Origin of the sequence: Neisseria sp., assembly GCF_030530745.1 — a bacterium.
Lineage (GTDB): Bacteria > Pseudomonadota > Gammaproteobacteria > Burkholderiales > Neisseriaceae > Neisseria.
In genome coordinates, this window is sequence record NZ_JAUMUI010000011.1 from 1 (window position 1) to 19,883 (window position 19,883).

General features: G+C 55.0%; 14 protein-coding genes and 1 pseudogene. 6 read left to right on the forward strand and 9 right to left on the reverse strand.

Annotated elements, in window-relative coordinates; genetic code table 11:
- From prpB to moaC, 4 genes and pseudogenes are all read right to left on the reverse strand, one after another.
- Positions 1-214, reverse strand: a pseudogene (gene prpB / locus Q3970_RS05590) (methylisocitrate lyase); the annotation flags it as partial.
- A 384-nt stretch (positions 215-598) separates the two neighbouring features.
- The gene (locus Q3970_RS05595; RefSeq protein WP_303099612.1) at positions 599-1,264 is read right to left on the reverse strand and encodes an isochorismatase family protein; all 666 of its coding nucleotides are present in this window, start codon (positions 1,262-1,264) and stop codon (positions 599-601) included.
- 409 nt (positions 1,265-1,673) lie between these two features.
- Positions 1,674-2,450, reverse strand: a complete 777-nt coding sequence (locus Q3970_RS05600; RefSeq protein WP_303099613.1) for a HesA/MoeB/ThiF family protein — start codon at positions 2,448-2,450, stop codon at positions 1,674-1,676.
- Positions 2,451-2,469: 19 nt separating this feature from the next.
- Positions 2,470-2,970 (reverse strand): cyclic pyranopterin monophosphate synthase MoaC, encoded by a 501-nt coding sequence (gene moaC / locus Q3970_RS05605; RefSeq protein WP_303099614.1) that lies wholly within the window; start codon positions 2,968-2,970, stop codon positions 2,470-2,472.
- A 243-nt stretch (positions 2,971-3,213) separates the two neighbouring features.
- Here moaC and ppc point away from each other — a divergent pair, with 243 nt between their 5' ends.
- Together ppc and nth are read left to right on the forward strand one after the other, a co-directional pair.
- The gene (gene ppc / locus Q3970_RS05610; protein WP_303099615.1) at positions 3,214-5,919 is read left to right on the forward strand and encodes a phosphoenolpyruvate carboxylase; all 2,706 of its coding nucleotides are present in this window, start codon (positions 3,214-3,216) and stop codon (positions 5,917-5,919) included.
- Positions 5,920-6,260: 341 nt separating this feature from the next.
- Positions 6,261-6,896, forward strand: a complete 636-nt coding sequence (gene nth, locus Q3970_RS05615; protein WP_303099616.1) for an endonuclease III — start codon at positions 6,261-6,263, stop codon at positions 6,894-6,896.
- Between the two features lie 78 nt (positions 6,897-6,974).
- On the opposite strand, the gene mutL is transcribed toward nth, so the two are convergent.
- Together mutL and lolA are read right to left on the reverse strand one after the other, a co-directional pair.
- A complete protein-coding gene (gene mutL / locus Q3970_RS05620; RefSeq protein WP_303099617.1) occupies positions 6,975-8,936 on the reverse strand; it encodes a DNA mismatch repair endonuclease MutL in 1,962 nt (653 codons plus the stop codon).
- Between the two features lie 97 nt (positions 8,937-9,033).
- Positions 9,034-9,651 carry an outer membrane lipoprotein chaperone LolA gene (lolA, locus tag Q3970_RS05625; protein WP_303099618.1) on the reverse strand — a complete coding sequence of 206 codons (618 nt, stop codon included), beginning with the start codon at positions 9,649-9,651 and terminating at the stop codon, positions 9,034-9,036.
- Positions 9,652-9,887: 236 nt separating this feature from the next.
- Between lolA and Q3970_RS05630 the strand changes: the two genes are divergently transcribed.
- Positions 9,888-10,712, forward strand: a complete 825-nt coding sequence (locus tag Q3970_RS05630) for a ferritin-like domain-containing protein (protein ID WP_303099619.1) — start codon at positions 9,888-9,890, stop codon at positions 10,710-10,712.
- Positions 10,713-10,832: 120 nt separating this feature from the next.
- On the opposite strand, the gene Q3970_RS05635 is transcribed toward Q3970_RS05630, so the two are convergent.
- The 3 genes from Q3970_RS05635 to Q3970_RS05645 all read right to left on the reverse strand — a co-directional run bounded on the left by Q3970_RS05635 (position 10,833) and on the right by Q3970_RS05645 (position 14,510).
- Entirely contained in the window at positions 10,833-12,215 is a 1,383-nt protein-coding gene (locus Q3970_RS05635) for a phosphomannomutase/phosphoglucomutase (RefSeq protein WP_303099620.1), read from the reverse strand.
- Positions 12,216-12,347: 132 nt separating this feature from the next.
- Positions 12,348-13,193 (reverse strand): 23S rRNA (adenine(2030)-N(6))-methyltransferase RlmJ, encoded by an 846-nt coding sequence (locus Q3970_RS05640; protein WP_303099621.1) that lies wholly within the window; start codon positions 13,191-13,193, stop codon positions 12,348-12,350.
- A gap of 165 nt (positions 13,194-13,358) precedes the next feature.
- Positions 13,359-14,510 (reverse strand): polyamine ABC transporter substrate-binding protein, encoded by a 1,152-nt coding sequence (locus Q3970_RS05645; RefSeq protein WP_303099622.1) that lies wholly within the window; start codon positions 14,508-14,510, stop codon positions 13,359-13,361.
- A 185-nt stretch (positions 14,511-14,695) separates the two neighbouring features.
- Between Q3970_RS05645 and alaS the strand changes: the two genes are divergently transcribed.
- The 3 genes from alaS to Q3970_RS05660 all read left to right on the forward strand — a co-directional run bounded on the left by alaS (position 14,696) and on the right by Q3970_RS05660 (position 19,757).
- Positions 14,696-17,593 carry an alanine--tRNA ligase gene (gene alaS / locus Q3970_RS05650; protein ID WP_303099623.1) on the forward strand — a complete coding sequence of 966 codons (2,898 nt, stop codon included), beginning with the start codon at positions 14,696-14,698 and terminating at the stop codon, positions 17,591-17,593.
- Positions 17,594-17,669: 76 nt separating this feature from the next.
- On the forward strand, positions 17,670-18,410 hold the full coding sequence (locus tag Q3970_RS05655) for a hypothetical protein (protein WP_303099624.1): 741 nt from the start codon (positions 17,670-17,672) through the stop codon (positions 18,408-18,410).
- A 336-nt stretch (positions 18,411-18,746) separates the two neighbouring features.
- The gene (locus tag Q3970_RS05660) at positions 18,747-19,757 is read left to right on the forward strand and encodes a 2Fe-2S iron-sulfur cluster-binding protein (RefSeq protein WP_303099625.1); all 1,011 of its coding nucleotides are present in this window, start codon (positions 18,747-18,749) and stop codon (positions 19,755-19,757) included.
- Positions 19,758-19,883: the final 126 nt, after the last annotated feature.

Consider the following 19,883-nt stretch of genomic DNA (forward strand, 5'->3'; position numbering starts at 1 on the left):
GCGCGTCGATCAGCACGTCTTCCATGGTGGTGATGCCCAAATCGGGAATGCCGCACGAGCAGGCTGCAACACCGCCGCCCGAAAGGTAGATGGCTTTGAAGCCGCTGTGGGTGGCCAAGCGGGCAAAATAGGCGTTGATGCAGCCGGCAACGGCCAGCGGGTTTTCGGTTTGAACGGCCTCGCGAAACCGCAGGCCGGCAGAGTGCTTGCTCATTTGTAATGCTCCTTGTGTAATCTTTTTTTCTTGTGTAGGCGAATGTAGTAATTTTTAAAATTACTGTAAAACTCAAAATTCTGATGTGGTTCATTAAAAATTTTGATGGTGGAAAAACGGCGCCTTACCGCATAAGAAATAAGGCGGGGTTATGATTTTTTCAGGCCGTCTGAAACTGCCGATAATGTCTGAACAGGTTGTTTTTCAATTAAATCTTTTTTAAACAGGGAATTTTTAAATTGATACGGCAAAATGAAACCGGCGGGCGTAAAAAGAGGCCGTCTGAAACGACGGCCTGAAAAGTGCTCTTACAGATGGGAGTGTCTGCTAAGAGATTCCGATAAATTTAAGCTGGAGAAACTTTCAAACGGGCAAGGATGCTGTTTAAGAAGCCTTGCCCATCAGTAAAGGTGCGCCGGCGGCGATGGCTGCGGGGATTTCGTCGGTGTCGGTTACCACGGTGATGCCGGCCCGGCGCAAAGCGGAAACGGCTTTGAGCGTGGCCTCGGGCGTGTAACCGCGGCAGGCGGCAAGGTTGACGATGATGTGCCAGTTGTCGTTATACCAAGCCAAGTGTTGTGCGGTTTCCAGAACGGCGTGTTCGGTTGCCAGGCCGCCGAGGATAACGGTTTGGGCGTTTTGGGCATAGAGCCATTCGATCAGGCCGGTGCTGCGGCTTTCTTTGCTGTCGTGAAAGCAGGCGCTGGTGGCTTTGCCGCCTTCGGTTTCGACGGCGTGGTCGTAATCGGCGGGGCTGGGCAGGCCTTTGAGCAGGTGGGTTCCGCGGCAGCTTGCGGCATTGGGAAAATGGTTTTCCAAGCTGAAGGTGAAGAGGTGGCGCGCAGCGCGTTCTTGACCGCCGCACAGGCTGGCGCACAGGGTTTCTTTGGCGGTTGAGGTATTTTCCACCAAAACGCGTTTTTGGGCGAAACGCGCCTGACGGTTTAATTCGGGCACGATGTTTTCAGGCTGGTGGACACGCTGCCGGTCGTTTGCTGCAAAGCAGGAAAAACGGCACTGCGGTTGGAGGTCGATAGCGATGGTAGTCATGATGTTTGCCCCGGTAAAAGTTTTGCTGCCGTTATGATAAACAGAAATTTTTCAGATAAACGGTTTTTTTTTTTGACGAACGGTATATTATCAAGATAAGCGCATTTATACCAGAGATTATTTTTATATAATGAAATTATTTTTAAATTAATATTTATGGGTGGTTTTCAGACGGCCTCGGCAAGTGTGGATTATTTGAAAATAGATATTTCAATTATTTGATTTGAAACAATAAAAGGGTTTTAAATGTGATCAGGTCAAACAAGGGGCGGGGCAGTTTGGGGTTGTTTTTATGCGACAAGAAAGCTGCCTTGTTGTTACAGAAAGAACAATGGAATATTTGTTTTTCTTATAAAACAGAATGATAACTTTATTTTGGCTGTCAGAATAATTTTACGTTCGGTATGTTTTACAGATAAGCGGTATGTTTCGGCGTTTGGTGCAGGCGGCCGCAAACACGGCATTGAGGGTTGCGGGTGAATCCTATCTGCCGCCATTCACTGTTTAGCGCATCATAAATATGCAGCACGCCGTAACGGCTGCTGCCTGCCCCCGTTAATATTTTCAGTGCTTCTGCGGCTTGACCGGTGCCGATGATGCCGACCAGCGGGGAGAATACGCCGAACACGGCGCAGACGCCGTCGTCTGCCTCTTGGCCGTCGAACAGGCAGGCATAGCAGGGTGAATCGGGCAGGTCGGGGCGGTAAACGGCAAGCTGGCCTTCGAAACGTGCGGCGGCACCGGATACCAGCGGCGTGCGGGTGGCGACGGATGCGCGGTTGATTGCCAGGCGGGTGGAAAAGTTATCGCAGCAGTCGATGGCGATATTGCATTGCTGCATCAGATTGCGCAGGCGGGGTTCGTTTAGGCGTTCGTTTAAAGCGGTGATGTGCGTGCGGCTGTTGATGGCGTTCAGACGGCCTTTCATGGCTTCGGCTTTGCTGCAGCCCAAATCGGCTTCGGAAAAAGCGGTTTGGCGTTGCAGGTTGGTTTCGTCGACCGTGTCGCTGTCGGCGATAATCAGGCGGCCGATGCCGGCGGCGGCCAGATAAGGCAGAACGGCCGCGCCCAGCCCGCCGCAACCCACCACCAATGCCGAGGCATCGAGCAGTTTCTGCTGGCCTTCGATGCCGATTTCTTCGAGCAGTATGTGGCGGCTGTAGCGCAAGAGGTCGCGGTCGTCCATCTATATGATGAGTCGGGGGTTAGTAGTTGAGGTTTTCGAGGCTGTTGTCGAATGTGAACGTGCCGCTTTTGCCGCCGGTTTTCTCTTCGAGGTGGATTTGCGAAATCACCATGCTTTTATCCACGGCTTTGAGCATGTCGTAAATGGTGAGCAGCGCGATGTTGACGCCGGTTAGGGCTTCCATTTCCACCCCGGTTTTGCCTTCGGTGCTGGCGGTAACTACGGCTTTTACGCGGGCAAGCTGCACATCGACGTTGAAATCCACACGCACATGGGTGAGGGCGACTGGGTGGCACAACGGAATCAGAAAGCCGGTTTGCTTGGCGGCCTGAATGCCGGCCACGCGGGCGATGCCGAGCACGTCGCCCTTATTGGCGGAGCCTTCCGCAATATATTTGACGGCATCGGGGCTCATGTTGATATAGCCGCAGGCGCGCGCCACGCGTTGGGTGGGCGCTTTTTCGCCGATATCGACCATATGGGCTTCGTTGTTTTCGTTGAAATGGGTCAAGTCGATCATAGTCGTTTCCTGAATGTGTTTTAAATTAGATCGTTAAGGCCGCCGGAACACAGCGGCATAGCGGTTTATTTTAATGGATTTTCGGGGTAGGGGCTATGGCTGCCCGAATAAATTATTTTCAGACGGCCTAACCCGCCACCCACCTATATCAAATTACATTTGACTACATTGCTAACAATGATGGTTTCTTGTTATACCTTGCTATACAATGGCTTGCATCGATAATGTTCAGAAAGAAACCTTATGCGCCTCCACATTCTCAATAATCCCAAAGATGTTCCGCTGGCAGCCGATGCCGAGTTTCTCACTCAAGCGTTGTTCAGGCTGCTGCACAGCGAAACCACCGAAATCGTGCTCGACACCGTGAAAACGCTGGCCGACTGCGAAGACAGCAGCGCAGTTATCGAAGAAGTGCTGCCGCAGCTCAACGAGCGGCAAACCCAAAACCTGATTCTGGCCTGCGGCCTGTTTGCGCAAATGCTCAATATCGCCGAAGACGTGCACCACGAACGCCGCCGTTTGGCGCACGAGCAGGCCGGCAGCAGCGCGGCGGAGGGCAGTGTGGCCGACACGGTGCGCAAGTTGAGCGAACACAACATTGGTGCCGATGCCGTGCAGCGGCAACTCGACAATACCTATATCGCCGCCGTGCTCACCGCCCACCCTACAGAAGTGCAGCGGCAGGCCACATTGAATTTTCACCGCCGCATCCGCGCCCTGTTGCCCGGGCGCGAGCACTGCAAAAGTGCTGAGGCGCTGGAAGAGCTGCAAAACGAGGTGGACGCAACCTTGCTGGCCTTGTGGCAAACCAGCGAAACCCGCCATTTCAAAATTACCGTTAATAACGAAATCAACAACGGCGTATCGATTTTTCCGCTCAGCTTTTTCCAAGCCCTGCCCAAACTTTACCGCAGCATGGAAAAAACCTTTCAGACGGCCTATCCCGGCATCAAAGTGCCCGATATTCTGCAAATCGGCGGCTGGATAGGCGGCGACCGCGACGGCAACCCCTTTGTTTCCGCCGACACCCTGCGCCACGCCTTCACACGCCACGCCGACACCGTGTTCCACTACTACCGCCGCCAGCTGAGCGAGCTTTATGACGATTTGCCGCTTTCGGTGCGCCGCGTCAGCGTGAGTGAAGGCGTGCTGGCATTGGCCGCACAGTCGCCCGACACCGAAATAGCCCACGAAGAAGAACCCTACCGCCGCGCCATCGCCTACATCATGGCGCGGCTGATTGCGCGCGGCCGCCGGCTCGGCCTCACCCTCGGCTGCCATTTCGGCCTGCTCGAACCCTATGCCGGTGCCGATGAATTTATGGCCGACCTGAAAACCATGCAGCAATCGCTGCGCAACAACCGCAGCGGCCTTTTGGCCGAAGCCCGGCTGGCCGATTTAATCCGCACCGTATCCGTGTTCGGCTTCTATATGATGCCGCTCGACTTGCGCCAACATGCCGACAAACACAGCGAAGTGGTGGCAGAGCTGTTCCGTCATGCCGGTTTGGAAGATTACGGCGCATTGTCCGAACAAGAAAAACAGGCCGTTTTGCTGCGCGAGCTGCAAAGCCCCCGTCCGCTTTACAGCCCTTATGCAAATTACAGCGAACAAACCCGGCACGAGCTGGCGGTTTTTCACGAAGCACGCAGAGTGAAAGACGAACTGGGCGAAAAAGCCATCAACCAAAGCATCATTTCCAACTGCGAACACCCCGGTGATATTCTGGCACTGGCTCTGCTGCTGAAAGAAAGCGGCCTCTTGGTGTTGCAGGAAAACGGCAAACCCCAAAGCCGCATCAACATCGTGCCGCTGTTCGAGACCATCGAAGCACTCGAAAACGCCTGCAATGTGATGGAAACCGTGTTTGATATTCCGTGGTACCGCGATCTGCTCGAAAGCCGCGGCAATATCCAAGAAATCATGCTCGGCTATTCCGACAGCAACAAAGATGGCGGCTATGTGAGCAGCTCGTGGGGGCTTTATCAGGCCGAATTGGGGCTGGTGGAACTGTTTGGCCGCTACAACGTGCGCATGCGCCTGTTCCACGGCCGTGGCGGCAGCGTAGGGCGCGGCGGCGGCCCCTCTTACCAAGCCATTCTCGCCCAGCCCGAACACAGCGTGGCCGGCCAGATACGCATCACCGAGCAGGGCGAAGTGATTACCGCCAAATATGCCGACGCAGGCAACGCCCGCCGCAACCTCGAAACCCTGGTGGCCGCCACACTTGAAGCCAGCCTGCTGCCGCAGAGCCAAACCCCCGACGGCAAACTGATGCAGGCGCTTTCAGACAGTGCTTTCAAACACTACCGCGCCCTGATTACCGCCGAGGGCTTTATTGATTATTTTCTGCAAACCAGCCCCATTCAGGAAATCGCCACCCTCAACCTCGGCAGCCGCCCCGCCAGCCGCAAAACACTCGCGCGTATTCAAGATTTGCGCGCGATTCCGTGGGTGTTTTCATGGACGCAAAACCGCCTCATGCTGCCCGCATGGTACGGCTTCGGCAGCGCCGTGGAAGAATTGTGCAGCCAAGATGCGGGCCGTCTGAAAGCCTTGCAGGAACACGCCCGAAACAACCCCTTCTTCCAGGCCATGCTTTCTAATATGGAACAAGTGATGGCCAAAGCCGATTTAACCCTGGCCGAAAACTACGCTGCCTTGAGCGAATCGCCCGAGCGCGCCGCCGAAATTTTCGCACTGATTAAAAACGAATACCTCAAAAGCCGCCGGGCCCTGCTCGATATACTACAAACCGGCGAGCTGCTCAGCGGCAACCGCAGCCTCGCCCGCTCGCTTGCCCTGCGCATCCCCTACCTGAATGCCCTCGGCGGCCTGCAGGTAGCCCTGCTCAAACGCCTGCGCAAAGATCCGGGTAACGCCCACCTGCTGCAAATGGTGCACTTGACCATCAACGGCGTGGCACAGGGCTTGCGCAATACGGGTTAAGCTGCGGGAAGTATCCGGGCCGTCTGAAAATCAGTTTTTCAAGGAATTTCAGACGGCCTAGGGTCTGTTGACAATTGACCGGCGAAGCGGTTTTTTGAGGCAAAAATCCGCGTATGCAAGGCAAAAAGCGCAGCAAGGTTGGACACCTTGCGGGCATTTTTAACGCCGCAGACGGGGATTTTTGACCAAAAACACCGCCGTTGCGTTAATTGTCAACAGACCCTCGGGTTTGATGTTCGAATGAGTGCCGTAACTGTTGCACAGGCAGCGGGGCGGGAGGTTTGCGCCGTTCCGATATATAATGCCGCCCCATAAGATCCATACAGGCCGCCGTCTGAAAAATGAACAAACTGATCCGCCAAGAAATTTTCGAGCGTTTCCGCGCTGCCAACCCGCACCCCACCACCGAGTTAAACTTCAGCAGCCCGTTCGAGCTGCTGATTGCCGTGCTGCTTTCGGCGCAGGCCACCGATGCGGGGGTGAACAAAGCCACGGCAAAGCTTTTCCCCGTGGCAGCTACGCCGCAGGCTATGCTGGATTTGGGTTTGGAAGGCGTGATGGAATACACCAAAACCATCGGCCTTTATAAAACCAAATCGAAACACATCATTGAAACCTGCCGCATCCTGCTCGACAAATACAACGGCGAAGTGCCGCAAACCCGCGAAGAGTTGGAAGATCTGCCCGGCGTGGGGCGAAAAACCGCCAACGTGGTGCTGAACACGGCTTTCGGTCAGTTGGCGATGGCGGTGGACACGCATATTTTCCGCGTTGCCAACCGCACCAGAATCGCGCCGGGCAAAAACGTGCGCGAAGTGGAAGACAAACTGATGAAGTTCGTGCCGAAAGAGTTTCTGCCCGATGCCCACCACTGGCTGGTTCTGCACGGCCGCTATACCTGCAAGGCGCAAAAGCCTTTGTGCGAACGCTGCATTATCAACGATTTGTGCGAATATCCGGCTAAGGCTGTGCCGTAGGGTTTGATTGTTGGAAGCCGTCTGAAAAATGTTTTTCAGACGGCCTGTATTTTGCAGAAACTTCCCGCTGCGGTTCACTCACTGCCCGCGCAAAAACAGCGCGTCCAATTCTTTCAGCGTGAGTTTCACCCAAGTGGGGCGGCCGTGGTTGCACTGGTTGCTGCGCGGGGTGTTTTCCATATCGCGCAACAGGGCGTTCATTTCGGGCAGGGTCAGGCGGCGGCCGGCGCGGATGGAACCGTGGCAGGCCATGGTGGATAGGATTTGGTTTTCGCGCGCTTCGATTGCGCGGCTGCTGCCGGTTTGGGCGATTTCGCGCAGCATGTCGCGGGCGAGGGCGGCTACGTCGCTTTTGCCGAGCATGGCAGGCACGGCGCGCACGGCGATGGTGTTGCCGCCCATGTCAGAGAGTTCCAGTCCGAACGGGCGCAGGGCTTCGCCGTGGTCGGCCAACGCGGCGGTTTCTTCGTGGCTCGCCTGAAAGGTTACGGGCAGCAGCAGCCGCTGGCTTTGCAGGCTGCCGAGTTTTTCGCGCTGGGCTTTCATTTTTTCGTAGTTCACGCGCTCGGCGGCGGCGTGCATATCGATAAGCAGCAGGCTGTCTTCGGCTTGGGCGAGGATATAGATGCCCAGCAGTTGGGCGATGGCGAAACCCAAAGGCGGGCTGTTTGCGGCCTGTGCCGCTTCGCCGCTGCCGGTGTCGCAGGAAGTTTGGCGGCCGTCTGAAAAGGTCTGCGGCATATCACTGCCGAAACGTGCCTGTTCGAATTGGCTTAATTCGATGTCGTCGTCGGTTCCGGTGCGGCGGTAGAGTTCGGCATAGGTGTTAAGCGCGGCGCGGCTTTCCTGTAACGACAAGCCGCGCTGCGCGGGCGCACGGGCGGCGGAATAGGGTGCGGGTGCGGATTTTGCGCCGCCGAAGCCGCCGAAAGCCTGCTGTTGCGGTGCGGCTTCAAGGCCGTCTGAAAAGTTTCCGTCCGGGCTTTCAGACGGCCTTTGGGTTGCCAGCCCCAAAATGCTGCCTGCGTTGCCGACGCTTTCGGTTTGGTCGGCTCGGGTGGCGGCCAGCGCTTTATCGAGTGTGTGGAACACGAGCCGGTGCACGGCTTGGCTGTCGCGGAAGCGGATTTCGGTTTTTGTGGGGTGCACGTTCACATCAACCGCTTCGGGCGGCAGGTCGAGAAACAGCACAAACGAAGGGGTAACGGCGTTGTGCAGCACGTCGCGGTAGGCTTGTTTCGCGGCGTGCAGTATCACTTTGTCGCGCACGAAGCGGCGGTTGACGAAGCAGTATTGCCTGTCGGCGCGGCCTTTGGCAAAGGTTGGTTTGGCGATGGCGCCGTAGAGGTGCATTTCTCCTGCGCCGCTGTCGATTGCTATGGAGGCCGTCTGAAAATTTTCGCCGACGATGGCGGCAATGCGCTCGCTTTGGCTCTGCACGGGGTATTTGAATACTTGTTTGCCGTCGCGCTTGAGCGAAAAGGCGATGTGCGGGTGTGCCAGTGCGAGGCGCTCGAGCATGGTGGCGCAGTGGGCGTATTCGGTATTTTCCGATTTCAAAAACTTGCGCCGCGCGGGGGTGTTGAAAAACAGTTCGGCCACTTCCACGGTGGTGCCGACGGGGTGGGCGGCGGCGGCAGGGCTGCTGAGTCTGCCGTCTTCGGCCTTCACTTGGCTGGCGTGCGCGCCCTCGGGCGTGCGGCTGGTAAGCGTGAGGCGGCTCACTGAGGCGATGCTGGCCAGGCCTTCGCCGCGGAAACCCATGCTGGCCACGTGTTCCAAGTCGCCGAGGGTTTGGATTTTGCTGGTGGCGTGGCGGTGCAGGGCGAGGGCGATGTCGTCGGCGTGGATGCCGCTGCCGTTGTCGCTCACGCGGATTTGGCGTATGCCGCCGCCCGACAGTTCCACATCGATAGCCGTCGCCCCCGCATCAATGCTGTTTTCAACGATTTCTTTCAGCGCGTTGGCGGGGCGTTCCACCACTTCGCCGGCGGCGATTTGGTTGACAAGGTGATCGGGCAGGGCGGCGATGCGTTTCATGTGCGGCTTTCTGTTGCAAAGTTGGAACGGGTGGGCGGATTATAGCGCAAAGGCCGTCTGAAAACTTTCAGACGGCCTGAGGGGCGGTTGTTTGCGCTTAGTTGCTCAACACGTCCACGCCTTTGGGCGGGGTGAAAGAGAACGCGCTGCGTGCGAGCTTGGGTTTCATGTTGACGCTGTTGAAGCGGATGCTGGTTTCGTTGCCGAAGCTGTCTTTCAGCTGCATGGCGGCCAGCATGTCGCCTTTGAAGCCGATGCGGATATATTGGTAGCCCGCGTTGTTTTTCTTGGGTAGTGCGCGCACATAGTCGATACCGCCGGCAGAGCCGTCTTCTTTCAGTGCGTAGCTGCTGTCGAGTGCGGATTTGTTAGACAAAATGGCGGCAGGGCTGTCGCCTATGGTTTGATCCTGCACTGATTTGGTTACCTGTGCGAGATCCGCGTCGTAAAGCCAGATGGTTTTGCCGTCGCCCACGATGGTTTGTTTGTAGGGGCTGGTGTATTGCCATTTGAACAGGCCGGGGCGCAGGATTTGGAAAGTGCCGTTGGCGGTTTGGGTTTTCTTTTTGCTTTTTACGGTTTGGGTAAAGCTGCCGCTGATGCCGTCGGTGTCGGCGTTGAATTTTTTCAGCGCGTCGATGGCGCCTGCGTGTGCGCTGCCGATACACAGGGCGAGAACGGCGGCGAGAGCGGTTGAGGTTTGTTTTTTCTGCATAGTGAATATTCCTTTCAGGAAAAAGGGTCAATCTGATTCCCGCAGACCGGCAGGGCTTATCTCCGGTAGGGCTTATCTTAAGCCCTCGGGCGGGAAATACAATACTTTGGTGTGCTGCAAGGGGCGGCTTGTTCCTGTGTAAAGGCCGCCTGAAAACCTAAATGCTTATCGGCAGGCGCAAAACGGCTCTGTGTTTAACCTGAATTTAAAACCCGTTTACCGTTATAATGTATCACATGAATGCAACACAATCTGTTTTTCCCGTGCTTTTATCTGCGTTAAGAGAGTGCTGCCCTGAAGCAAAATGCCGTCTGACCGATGAAATATTTGATGCTTTTTCAGACGGCCTGCTGGACGGCCCGCCTGCAGGAGCACCCGAAGATTTCCGTTTTGCGGGCCGCCCGGCCAAGCCGGTGCTGGTGCCGCATCATGCAGTGCACCCGCGCAAAATGAACACGCCCGAAGGCTATGCGGCGATGCTGCACGCAATTTGCCACATCGAATTCAACGCCGTGAACCTGGCGCTTGATGCGGCCTACCGTTTCCGCACCCTACCCCATGCTTTTACCGCCGACTGGATTCGTGTGGCCAAAGAAGAGGCCTCTCATTTCAGGCTGATGCGCGCGCGTCTGCAGGCGCACGGTTTTGATTACGGTGATTTTGAGGCGCACGGCCATCTGTGGGACATGGCTTATAAGACCGCGTTCGACCCGCTGCTGCGTATGGCTTTGGTGCCGCGCGTGCTTGAGGCGCGCGGGCTGGACGTTACCCCGGCCATCCGTGCCAAAGTCGCGCAAAAGGGCGACGCAGAAACCTGCGCCGTACTGGATATTATCTACCGCGACGAGATAGGGCATGTGCAAACCGGCAACCGCTGGTACCGGCACTTGTGCGCCGAACGCGGTTTGGAGCCTGTGGCGTTGTTCCGCACGCTGGTTTCGCGTTACGATCTGTTTATTTTCAGGGGATATGTGAACATCGAAGCGCGGGAACAGGCGGGCTTCAGCCGTTTCGAGCTGGATATGCTGGAAAACTTCGAGCGCGGATTGGAGCGGGAATAAGCGGAAACGGCAAAGCTTGAGACCTTTGCAAATACCCTGACGGGCACTTCACAAAAACAGCCGGGCCGTCTGAAAAATGTTGTTTCAGACGGCCCGGCGATTGTTTGAACCTGCTTCAGGCTACAGCGGCCAGTGCAGCGCGGGGTTGCTTTCAATCACGGCTTTAAACTGGTTTTGAATGCGCCTGATGGCTTCTTCGCTGTCGGCTTCGAAACGCAGCACCAGTACGGGCGTGGTGTTTGAAGCGCGCATCAGGCCGAAGCCGTCGGCAAATTCTACGCGCAGGCCGTCGATGGTGATGATTTCGGTGGCGCCGTCGAATTTCGCGGTTTTCGCCAATTCTTCAATCACTTGGTGGCCGTTGCTGCCTTCGGGCAGGTTGATGTTGATTTCGGGGGTGGAAATGCTTTGCGGCAGGGCGTTGAGCACGGCGGAGGGGTTGTCGGAAGCGGATAGGATTTCCAACATGCGGCAGCCTGCATAAAGGCCGTCGTCGAAGCCGAACCAGCGCTCTTTAAAGAAGGTGTGGCCGCTCATTTCGCCCGCCAGCAGCGCGCCGTTTTTCTTCATCGAAGATTTGATGAAGCTGTGGCCGGTTTTTTCCATAACCGGTTCGCCGCCGTGTTCGCGTATCCACGGTGCCAAAAGGCGGGTGGATTTTACGTCGAAAATCACTTTCGCGCCGGGGTTGCGGACCAATACGTCTTGGGCGAACAGCATCAGCTGGCGGTCGGGATAGATGATGTTGCCTTCTTTGGTAACCACGCCCAAGCGGTCGCCGTCGCCGTCGAATGCAAGGCCGATTTCGGCATCGCCGTTTTTCAGCCCGTTAATCACGTCTTGCAGGTTTTTCGGCTTGGCGGGATCGGGGTGGTGGTTGGGGAAGTTGCCGTCCACATCGCAGAAGAGTTCGGTTACTTCGCAGCCGAGCGCGCGGTAGAGCGTGCCTGCGAATGCGCCGGCCACGCCGTTGCCTGCGTCGGCAACGATTTTCATCGGGCGTTTGAGTTTGATGTGGCCGACGATGGTTTCGAGGTATTGCGGAAAAATGTCTTTTTCGCTCACGCTGCCTGCCGCTGCACCGTTGACGAAGCGGTCGTTTTCGATGGCGGCGAGCAGTTCCTGAATGGCTTCGCCCGAGAGTGTGTCGCCGCCGAGCATCATTTTGAAGCCGTTGTAGTCGGGCGGGTTGTGGCTGCCGGTAATCATCACGCCACTGCCGCCGCATTCCTGAACGGCGGCGAAATAGAGCATGGGCGTGGCTACCATGCCCACGTTTAACACATCAATGCCGCTTTCGGTAAGGCCGCGCGAGATGTTTTCCATCAGATCAGGGCCGCTGAGGCGGCCGTCGCGGCCGAGGGCGGTTTTTTTGATGCCTTGCGCGGCGGCTCTGGCGGCGATGGCTTTGCCGATCAGGTAGGCGGCTTCGTTGGTGAGGGTTTTGCCGACAATGCCGCGGATATCGTAGGCTTTGAAGATGTCGCGGGCGATAGTTGCCATGATTTTTCCTTTGTTGGGTTTTAAAACAGAAGCTTGGCCGATTTTAGCACAGCGGGCAAAGGCCGTCTGAACGCATTGGGGCATTTGGGCTTTGCTGCGTTTGTTTTCAGACGGCCTTTGATGTAGCTTAAGTTATTTAACCGCATAATCTAGCAAGAAGCGCGCGCTTTCGTCTTGCGCGAGCAGTGCGGTAAGGGCGGGCAGGGTTTCCTGCAACTGCTGCGCCAACAGGTAGGGCGGGTTGATAACGAACATGCCGCTGCCGTGCATGCCGAAGCCGCCGGCGCGGGGTGCGTGCACATAAAGCTCTGCCTGCAAATGGTTTTCGGGAGAAAGTTTGCGCAGCTGCTGCGGCAGTTTGCGGCTCTCTTCGCGGCTCAGGCAGGGATACCACACCAAATAGCAGCCTGACTCGAAACGTTTTTGCGCTTCTTTTAAAGTGTGTACCACACGGGCGTAATCCTGTTTTTCTTCGTAGGGCGGGTCGATGAGCACCACAGCGCGGCGGGTAGGGGGCGGCAGCAGGGAAATCAAACCCTGCCAGCCGTCGGCCTGTATGATTTGGCCGCGCCTGCCCAAACGGGCTTCCTGCATATTGTGCTGCAAATGTTTGAAATCGGCCGGATGCAGCTCAAACAGGCGCAGTTTGTCGGCAGGGCGGGTTAAGGCCTGCGCCAGCCACGGCGAGCCGCAATAAAGGCCGGGCTGCGGCAGAATGTTTTTCAGACGGCCTGCAAACGCCTGCAGCGGCCCGGGCAGTTGCCGCGCCTGCTGCAAACGCCCGATGCCTTGTTTGTATTCGCCCACTTTCTGCGCTTCGCTGCCGCCCAAGTCGTACAAACCCGCGCCGCTGTGGGTGTCGATATACCAATAAGGTTTGTCTTTGCGGTTGAAATATTCGATCGTGAGGTAGAGGATGAAATGTTTGAGCACGTCGGCATGGTTGCCTGCATGGAAGGCGTGGCGGTAACTGAGCATGATTTAAGGCCGTCTGAAGCGGGGAAAAACGGAAATTTTAAATGAAGCGGCGGCTTTGTGCAGCCGCCGGCGGCTGAATGTTTCATACGGCCCCGGTTTTTGCAAACTTCAGGCCGTATGAAATATCGGCGGCAAAACAGACAGGGTTTTTGATGCGCACTGTGCTTATTTGCCTACTTTGAGCTGTTGCCACAGGCGCACCATCTCTTTTAGTGCTTCGGGCTCCAGCGGCACCATGATAAAGCCCGCATCCAAATCGGCATCATCGGGGAAAATCGATCTGTCGCTGCTGAATTCTTTTTCCATTAACGGTTTGGCGGGAACGGAAGAGGGGGCATAGGTAACGAAGTTGCCGTTTTTCGCAGCGGTTTCCGGCTCTAGGAAATCGTTGATGTAGCGGTGGGCGTTGAGCACGTTGGCCGCGTCTTTGGGGATGGCGAACGAGTCTACCCAAATACCCACGCCTTCTTTGGGCATCATCACGCGGATTTTTTCTTTACCGCCCGCTTCTTCGGCACGGCGTTTGGCGATGTTCAGATCACCGCCGAAGCCGACGGTAACACAGGTGTCGCCGCGCGCCAGCGAATCAATGAAGCCTGAAGAAGTGAAACGGGTGATGTTGGGGCGGTTGGCTTTGAGCACTTCGGTAGCGGCTTTGATATCTTCAGGTTTGCTGCTGTTGGGGTTTCTGCCCAGATAATTCAGCACCATCGGATAGATTTCCGCCGCGCTGTCGAGATAGCTGATGCCGCATTTTTTCAGTTTGGCGGTGTATTCGGGATTAAATACCAAATCCCACTGGTTGTCGGGCAGTTTGTCGGTTCCAAGCGCCTTTTTAACCTTTTCGGTATTGATGGCGAAGGTGTTGGTGCCCCAGAAAAACGGTACGGCGTATTCGTTGCCGGGGTCGGCCTGCCGCATCATTTCCAGCAGTTTGCCGTTGATATGGCGGTAGTTGGGAATCAGTGATTTATTGATTTTTTGGTAGGCGCCTACTTTGATCTGGCGGCTCACGAAGGCATTGGAAGGCCCCACGACATCGTAGCCTGATTTGCCTGTGAGCACTTTCGCCTCAAGCGCCTCGTCGCTTTCATATACATCGTAAGTTACTTTTACGCCGAACTTTTTTTCAAAAGCCGTAATGGTTTTCGGGTCGACGTAATCCGACCAGTTATAGATTTTCAAATTCGGGGTTTCGGGTAGGGAAGCGGCAGAGATTTCTGAGGCGGCCGCCTGTGAAGGAGGGGGGTCGCCTGCACGGCCGCAGGCAGACAGAATGGCAACGGATAAAACAACAAGGGGAACTTTCAGGGGCATTATCGTTTCCTTTGCAGAGGTTTTTAGGGGAAGCAGGGGCAAGTATAGAGCAGCCGCTTGTGTTTGAGTAGGCTTTAAGGCGAATCTGCGGTAAGATACGCAAAATTCTTTTATTTGATTTTCAGACGGCCCCTGCATTTCCTTTGAGGCCGTCTGAAACCGTTTAACCTATTGCAGAAACCACTATGAAAACCGCAGAGCTCCGCCAGAAATTCTTAAAATTCTTCGAAAGCAAAGGCCATCAGATTGTGGCCTCCTCCCCGCTGGTGCCGCACGACGATCCGACGCTTCTGTTCACCAACGCCGGTATGAACCAGTTTAAAGACGTGTTCCTCGGCTTCGACAAACGCCCCTATACCCGCGCTACAACTGCGCAAAAATGCGTGCGGGCGGGCGGCAAGCACAATGATTTGGAAAACGTGGGCTACACCGCCCGCCACCACACTTTCTTTGAAATGATGGGCAACTTCTCGTTCGGCGACTATTTCAAACAAGATGCCATCAAATTCGCCTGGGAGTTCCTCACTTCTCCCGAATGGCTGAACCTGCCCGAAGAAAAACTGCTGGCCACCGTGTATGCCGAAGACGACGAAGCCTACGGCATCTGGCGGGACGAAATCGGCCTGCCGCCCGAAAAAATCATCCGCATCGGCGACAACAAAGGCAGCCGTTATGCTTCCGACAACTTCTGGCAGATGGGCGACACCGGCCCCTGCGGCCCCTGTTCGGAAATCTTCTACGACCACGGGGAACATATCTGGGGCGGCCCGCCGGGAAGCCCCGATGAAGACGGCGACCGCTTTATCGAAATCTGGAACTGCGTGTTTATGCAGTACAACCGCGACGAAGCGGGCAACATGAACCCGCTGCCCAAACCGAGTGTGGATACCGGCATGGGCTTGGAGCGCATGGCTGCAGTGATGCAGCATGTACACGCCAACTACGAAACCGATTTGTTCCAAAACCTGATTAAAGCCGCCGCCCGCGAAACGGAATCCGCCTTTTCAATGGATCAGCCCAGCCTGAAAGTGGTTGCCGATCACATCCGCGCCTGCGCCTTCCTGATTGCCGACGGTGTGATGCCGGGTAACGAAGGCCGCGGCTATGTGTTGCGCCGCATCATCCGCCGCGCCGTGCGCCACGGCTACAAACTCGGCCAAAAACAGCCGTTTTTCTACAAACTGGTGCCCGATCTGGTGAAGGAAATGGGCGATGCCTACCCCGAACTGAAAGAAAAGCAAACCCATATTATGGAAGTGCTGCGCGGTGAGGAAGCCCGCTTCGGCGAAACGCTGGAAAAAGGCATGGCGCTGTTCAACCAGGTATGGCACGGTATGCAGTTTATGAAACTGCAATCGCTGCTGCCTGCCGAAGGGGCGGGCGAACCTGCCCGCTTTACCACTGCCGACGGCACACCGTTTACCGCCGCCACCCGCAACGCCGGCGGCCAGCGGCAGGTGGTTTTGCAGCCGCAGAAAGCAGGCAGCCTGAACGAGAGCATCGTTATTGATTTTCAAACCATTATCCAGCACAGCGGCGAAAAACCCGAACATATGCGCCCTTACGGAGAAGTGTTGGAACGTTATCTGAAAGACAACATTGCCAACAGCAAGCTGATTATTCCCGGCGAACACGTGTTCAAACTCTACGACACCTACGGCTTCCCCTACGACCTCACCGCCGACATGGCGCGCGAGCTGGGTGTCGAGCTCGACGAAGAAGGCTTTAACCGCGAAATGGAAGCCCAGCGCAGCCGCGCACGTGCCGCGCAAAACTTCAAGGCCGACACCCAACTGGCCTACGAAGGGCAGGACACCGAATTTACCGGCTACACCGAACGCCAAACCGAAGCCAAAATCCTCGCCCTCTATAAAGGCAGCGATCCGGTGGAAGAGTTGGCTGAGGGCGACAGTGGCGCCGTGGTGCTCGACCGCACCCCGTTCTACGCCGAAAGCGGCGGCCAAATCGGCGACGTCGGTTATATTTCCGCCGGCGGTAACCGTTTCGAAGTGCGCGACACGCAAAAAATCAAAGCCGCCGTACACGGCCAGTTCGGCATCATGGTTTCAGGCCGTCTGAAAGTGGGCGACGGCATCACCGCCGAAATCGACAACGACATCCGCAACGCCAATATGCGCAACCACAGCGCCACCCACCTGATGCACAAAGCCCTGCGCGACGTGCTCGGCAGCCATGTCGAACAAAAAGGCTCGCTGGTAACCGCCGAAGTAACCCGCTTCGACATTTCCCACCCACAGGCCGTGAGTGCCGAAGAAATTGCCGAAGTCGAGCGCCGCGTGAACGCCGCCATTCTCGCCAACGTTGAAGTGAAAGCCGCGCTGATGAGCATGGAAGAGGCGCAAAAAACCGGCGCCATGATGCTGTTCGGCGAAAAATACGGCGACGAAGTGCGCGTGTTGGAAATGGGCGGTTTTTCCACCGAACTGTGCGGCGGCACCCACGTTTCCCGCACCGGCGACATCGGCCTCTTCAAAATCATCAGCGAAGGCGGCATCGCCGCCGGCATCCGCCGCATCGAAGCCATCACCGGCCTGAATGCCCTCAAATGGGCGCAAAACCAAGAGCGCCTGGTGCGCGACATCATCGGCGAAGTGAAAGCGCAAACCGAAAAAGACGTATTGGCCAAAATCCAAGCCCATGCCGCGCAAAGCAAAGCATTGGAAAAAGAACTGGCCAAAGCCAAAGCCGAACTGGCCGTACACGCCGGCGCCAAACTGCTGGACAACGCAAAAGATTTAGGCGCGGCCAAACTGGTGGTGGCCCAAATCGACGCCGAAGCAGGCGCCCTGCGCGACATCGTTACCGACTTAACAGGCAAGGCCGACAATGCCGTGATCCTGCTGGCAGCGGTAAACGACGGCAAAGTTTCCCTGTGCGCAGGTGTGTCCAAACCGTTAACCGCCAAAGTGAAAGCGGGAGACTTGGTTAAATTTGCTGCCGAGCAAGTAGGCGGCAAAGGCGGCGGCCGGCCGGATTTGGCGCAGGCGGGCGGCACCGAAGTAGGCAAACTGCCCGAAGCGCTGAACAGCGTGGCAGATTGGGTTGGCGGCAAGCTGGCCTGATTTGGTAGTTAAATAGGCCGTCTGAAAAAGCTTTAGACGGCCTATCTGCCATATAGTTGGTATGAGATGGAACACGATGTATAACGATTTAAAATCTAAGAAAATCTCTGAATTATCTAGCTCTCTTCTAGAAGCCAGTAAGAAATCCATTAACTCATGGAAAGAGATAAAGCGTAAACAGTCAAAAATTTCATTTCTAGAAAACAACTTTTTTAAGATATATTTACCTTTAATTCTTTTTGCAGGATCTGCAATATCATCTATACTTTTATACTTCTATAAGGACGTTGTTTGGTGGAAATGGGCTGCGCCTGTGTTATTAATTTTATTATGGGTATATTTTTTAATTTCTATAATTATAAATATAGCTATAGAAATATATAAAATGAAAAAACATAAGATGCTTTCTCATACTCATCTTGCTATTATACAAAATATGCAGGATACAATTGACTCTGATTTAATTTTACTTCAAGAATTGATGGTTCAAGATATAGATATCTTAGAGTATGCTTTAGTTCATATAACATCTGAGCTTGAGTCATTAACGAATAGGGTATCTTTTCTAATTGGAACACTAAAAAAAGTTGGAGTTCTTCCTGCTGTTTTAGCTTTTTTTATTTTATTTCAAAAAGTAGATTTAAATAATTTTCATAAAAGTTTTCATCCTATTATTACAGCTTTTCTGTATGCTACTCCTTGTTTATATTTTTTATCTGGTATTTTTGAAGAAGCAAAATCTCACTTGGAGCGTCATAGAGAAATATATAAATTAGTAATTGATATTAAAAATAAAGAAAAATCCATACTTCAGTGAAATGATATAATAGATATGATTGTTTTTTCAGACGCCATTAGCTTGATTGCTAGATAAAGACCCTTTGCAAACCCAGAAAAATTTATTTTTTGTCATTTCTGTGTGAGTGGAAATTCAGATAATTAGTATACAAGTATTTATTTAATCAATTCTTTAATATCTTTATCTAGATTGACACCTATGTGGGAGTGGCGGATTTAAGCATTTCAGGCAGTCTCTTTAAGCGTAGTTTTGCAAAGGTATTTGGCCGTCTGAAAACAGCGAAGCGCAGTTTCTGCGAAGCTGAAGTTTTCAGACGGCCTGAGTCCTTTAAATTGATTTTATTTGATAACGTTTATGTCTTATACCATTACCCTTGCTCCCGATAATGCCGCTTTTACCGCAGAAGCGGGGGAGCCGGTTTTGAATGCCGCCAAGCGGCAGGGTTTGAATCTGCCACATTCCTGCCAAAGCGGTATTTGCGGGCAGTGCAAAGCCGAGCTTGTCGGCGGCGAAGTGGCACAGGGGGCGCATGCCGAGCTGGCGTTGAGTGCCGAAGAGGCGGCGCAAGGCAAGATTTTGATGTGTTGCGCGGTGCCGCAAAGTGATATTGTGCTGAAAGTGCCGGGCTATAACGGCGCGGCCATGCCGCCGGTGAAAACTTTCCCCGCGCGTGTGGCGTCGGTGGTTTACGGGCACGATGTGGCGGTGTTGACGCTGGCGCTGCCCAAAGCACCGCCGTTTGCATTTTTGGCGGGGCAGTATATCGATATTTTGCTGAAAAACGGCCAAGTGCGCAGTTATTCGATTGCCAACAGCCCGTCGCAGCCCGAAACTTTGGAGCTGCATATCCGCAAGCGCGAGGGCGGTTTGTTTTCGGGGATGCTGTTCGGCGAGGATGCGTTGGTTAAAGAAAAGGCGATTTTGCGCGTGCGCGGCCCGTTGGGTACGTTTACGCTGCAAGAGGGCGGCAAACCGGTGATTCTGATGGCCACGGGCACGGGTTTTGCGCCTATCCGCAGCATTTTGCAGCAGATGGCGGAAAACGGCGACGCACGCGCGGTGCATCTTTATTGGGGCGCGCGGCACGAGGCCGATTTATACCGTTTGCAGGAAGCGGCGGATTTGGTTGCGCAGCTGCCGAACGCCCGCTTTACGCCGGTGCTCTCACGCTCTGATGCGGGCTGGCAGGGGGCGCAGGGGTATATCCAAGCCCGTGTTGCGGCCGATTACCCCGATTTGTCGGGGCATGAGGTGTATGCCTGCGGTTCGTCGGCTATGATTGAGGGGGCGCGGCAACAGCTCGTGGCGCAGTGCGGCCTGCCTGCCGGTGCGTTTTTTTCGGACGCGTTTTCACCTGCGGCATAACGGCTCGGTTTTTTGATATTTGAAAATTTCAGAAAACCGTTTGGCGGCCGGCAAATTTTGATAGAATGCGGCATGTTATTTTTAAATTTTCTGAAAAACGGCAGAGGCCGTCTGAAAACAACCAGT

Excerpts from the sequence above, each read along its gene's own strand:
- Q3970_RS05660 (WP_303099625.1), top strand. The coding sequence starts at position 18,747 with ATGTCTTATACCATTACCCTTGCTCCCGATAATGCCGCTTTTACCGCA.
- mutL (WP_303099617.1), bottom strand. The coding sequence starts at position 8,936 with ATGAAACGCATCGCCGCCCTGCCCGATCACCTTGTCAACCAAATCGCC.
- nth (WP_303099616.1), top strand. The coding sequence starts at position 6,261 with ATGAACAAACTGATCCGCCAAGAAATTTTCGAGCGTTTCCGCGCTGCC.
- Q3970_RS05600 (WP_303099613.1), bottom strand. The coding sequence starts at position 2,450 with ATGGACGACCGCGACCTCTTGCGCTACAGCCGCCACATACTGCTCGAA.
- Q3970_RS05630 (WP_303099619.1), top strand. The coding sequence starts at position 9,888 with ATGAATGCAACACAATCTGTTTTTCCCGTGCTTTTATCTGCGTTAAGA.
- moaC (WP_303099614.1), bottom strand. The coding sequence starts at position 2,970 with ATGATCGACTTGACCCATTTCAACGAAAACAACGAAGCCCATATGGTC.
- Q3970_RS05640 (WP_303099621.1), bottom strand. The coding sequence starts at position 13,193 with ATGCTCAGTTACCGCCACGCCTTCCATGCAGGCAACCATGCCGACGTG.
- Q3970_RS05645 (WP_303099622.1), bottom strand. The coding sequence starts at position 14,510 with ATGCCCCTGAAAGTTCCCCTTGTTGTTTTATCCGTTGCCATTCTGTCT.
- Q3970_RS05655 (WP_303099624.1), top strand. The coding sequence starts at position 17,670 with ATGTATAACGATTTAAAATCTAAGAAAATCTCTGAATTATCTAGCTCT.
- ppc (WP_303099615.1), top strand. The coding sequence starts at position 3,214 with ATGCGCCTCCACATTCTCAATAATCCCAAAGATGTTCCGCTGGCAGCC.
- lolA (WP_303099618.1), bottom strand. The coding sequence starts at position 9,651 with ATGCAGAAAAAACAAACCTCAACCGCTCTCGCCGCCGTTCTCGCCCTG.
- Q3970_RS05595 (WP_303099612.1), bottom strand. The coding sequence starts at position 1,264 with ATGACTACCATCGCTATCGACCTCCAACCGCAGTGCCGTTTTTCCTGC.
- alaS (WP_303099623.1), top strand. The coding sequence starts at position 14,696 with ATGAAAACCGCAGAGCTCCGCCAGAAATTCTTAAAATTCTTCGAAAGC.
- Q3970_RS05635 (WP_303099620.1), bottom strand. The coding sequence starts at position 12,215 with ATGGCAACTATCGCCCGCGACATCTTCAAAGCCTACGATATCCGCGGC.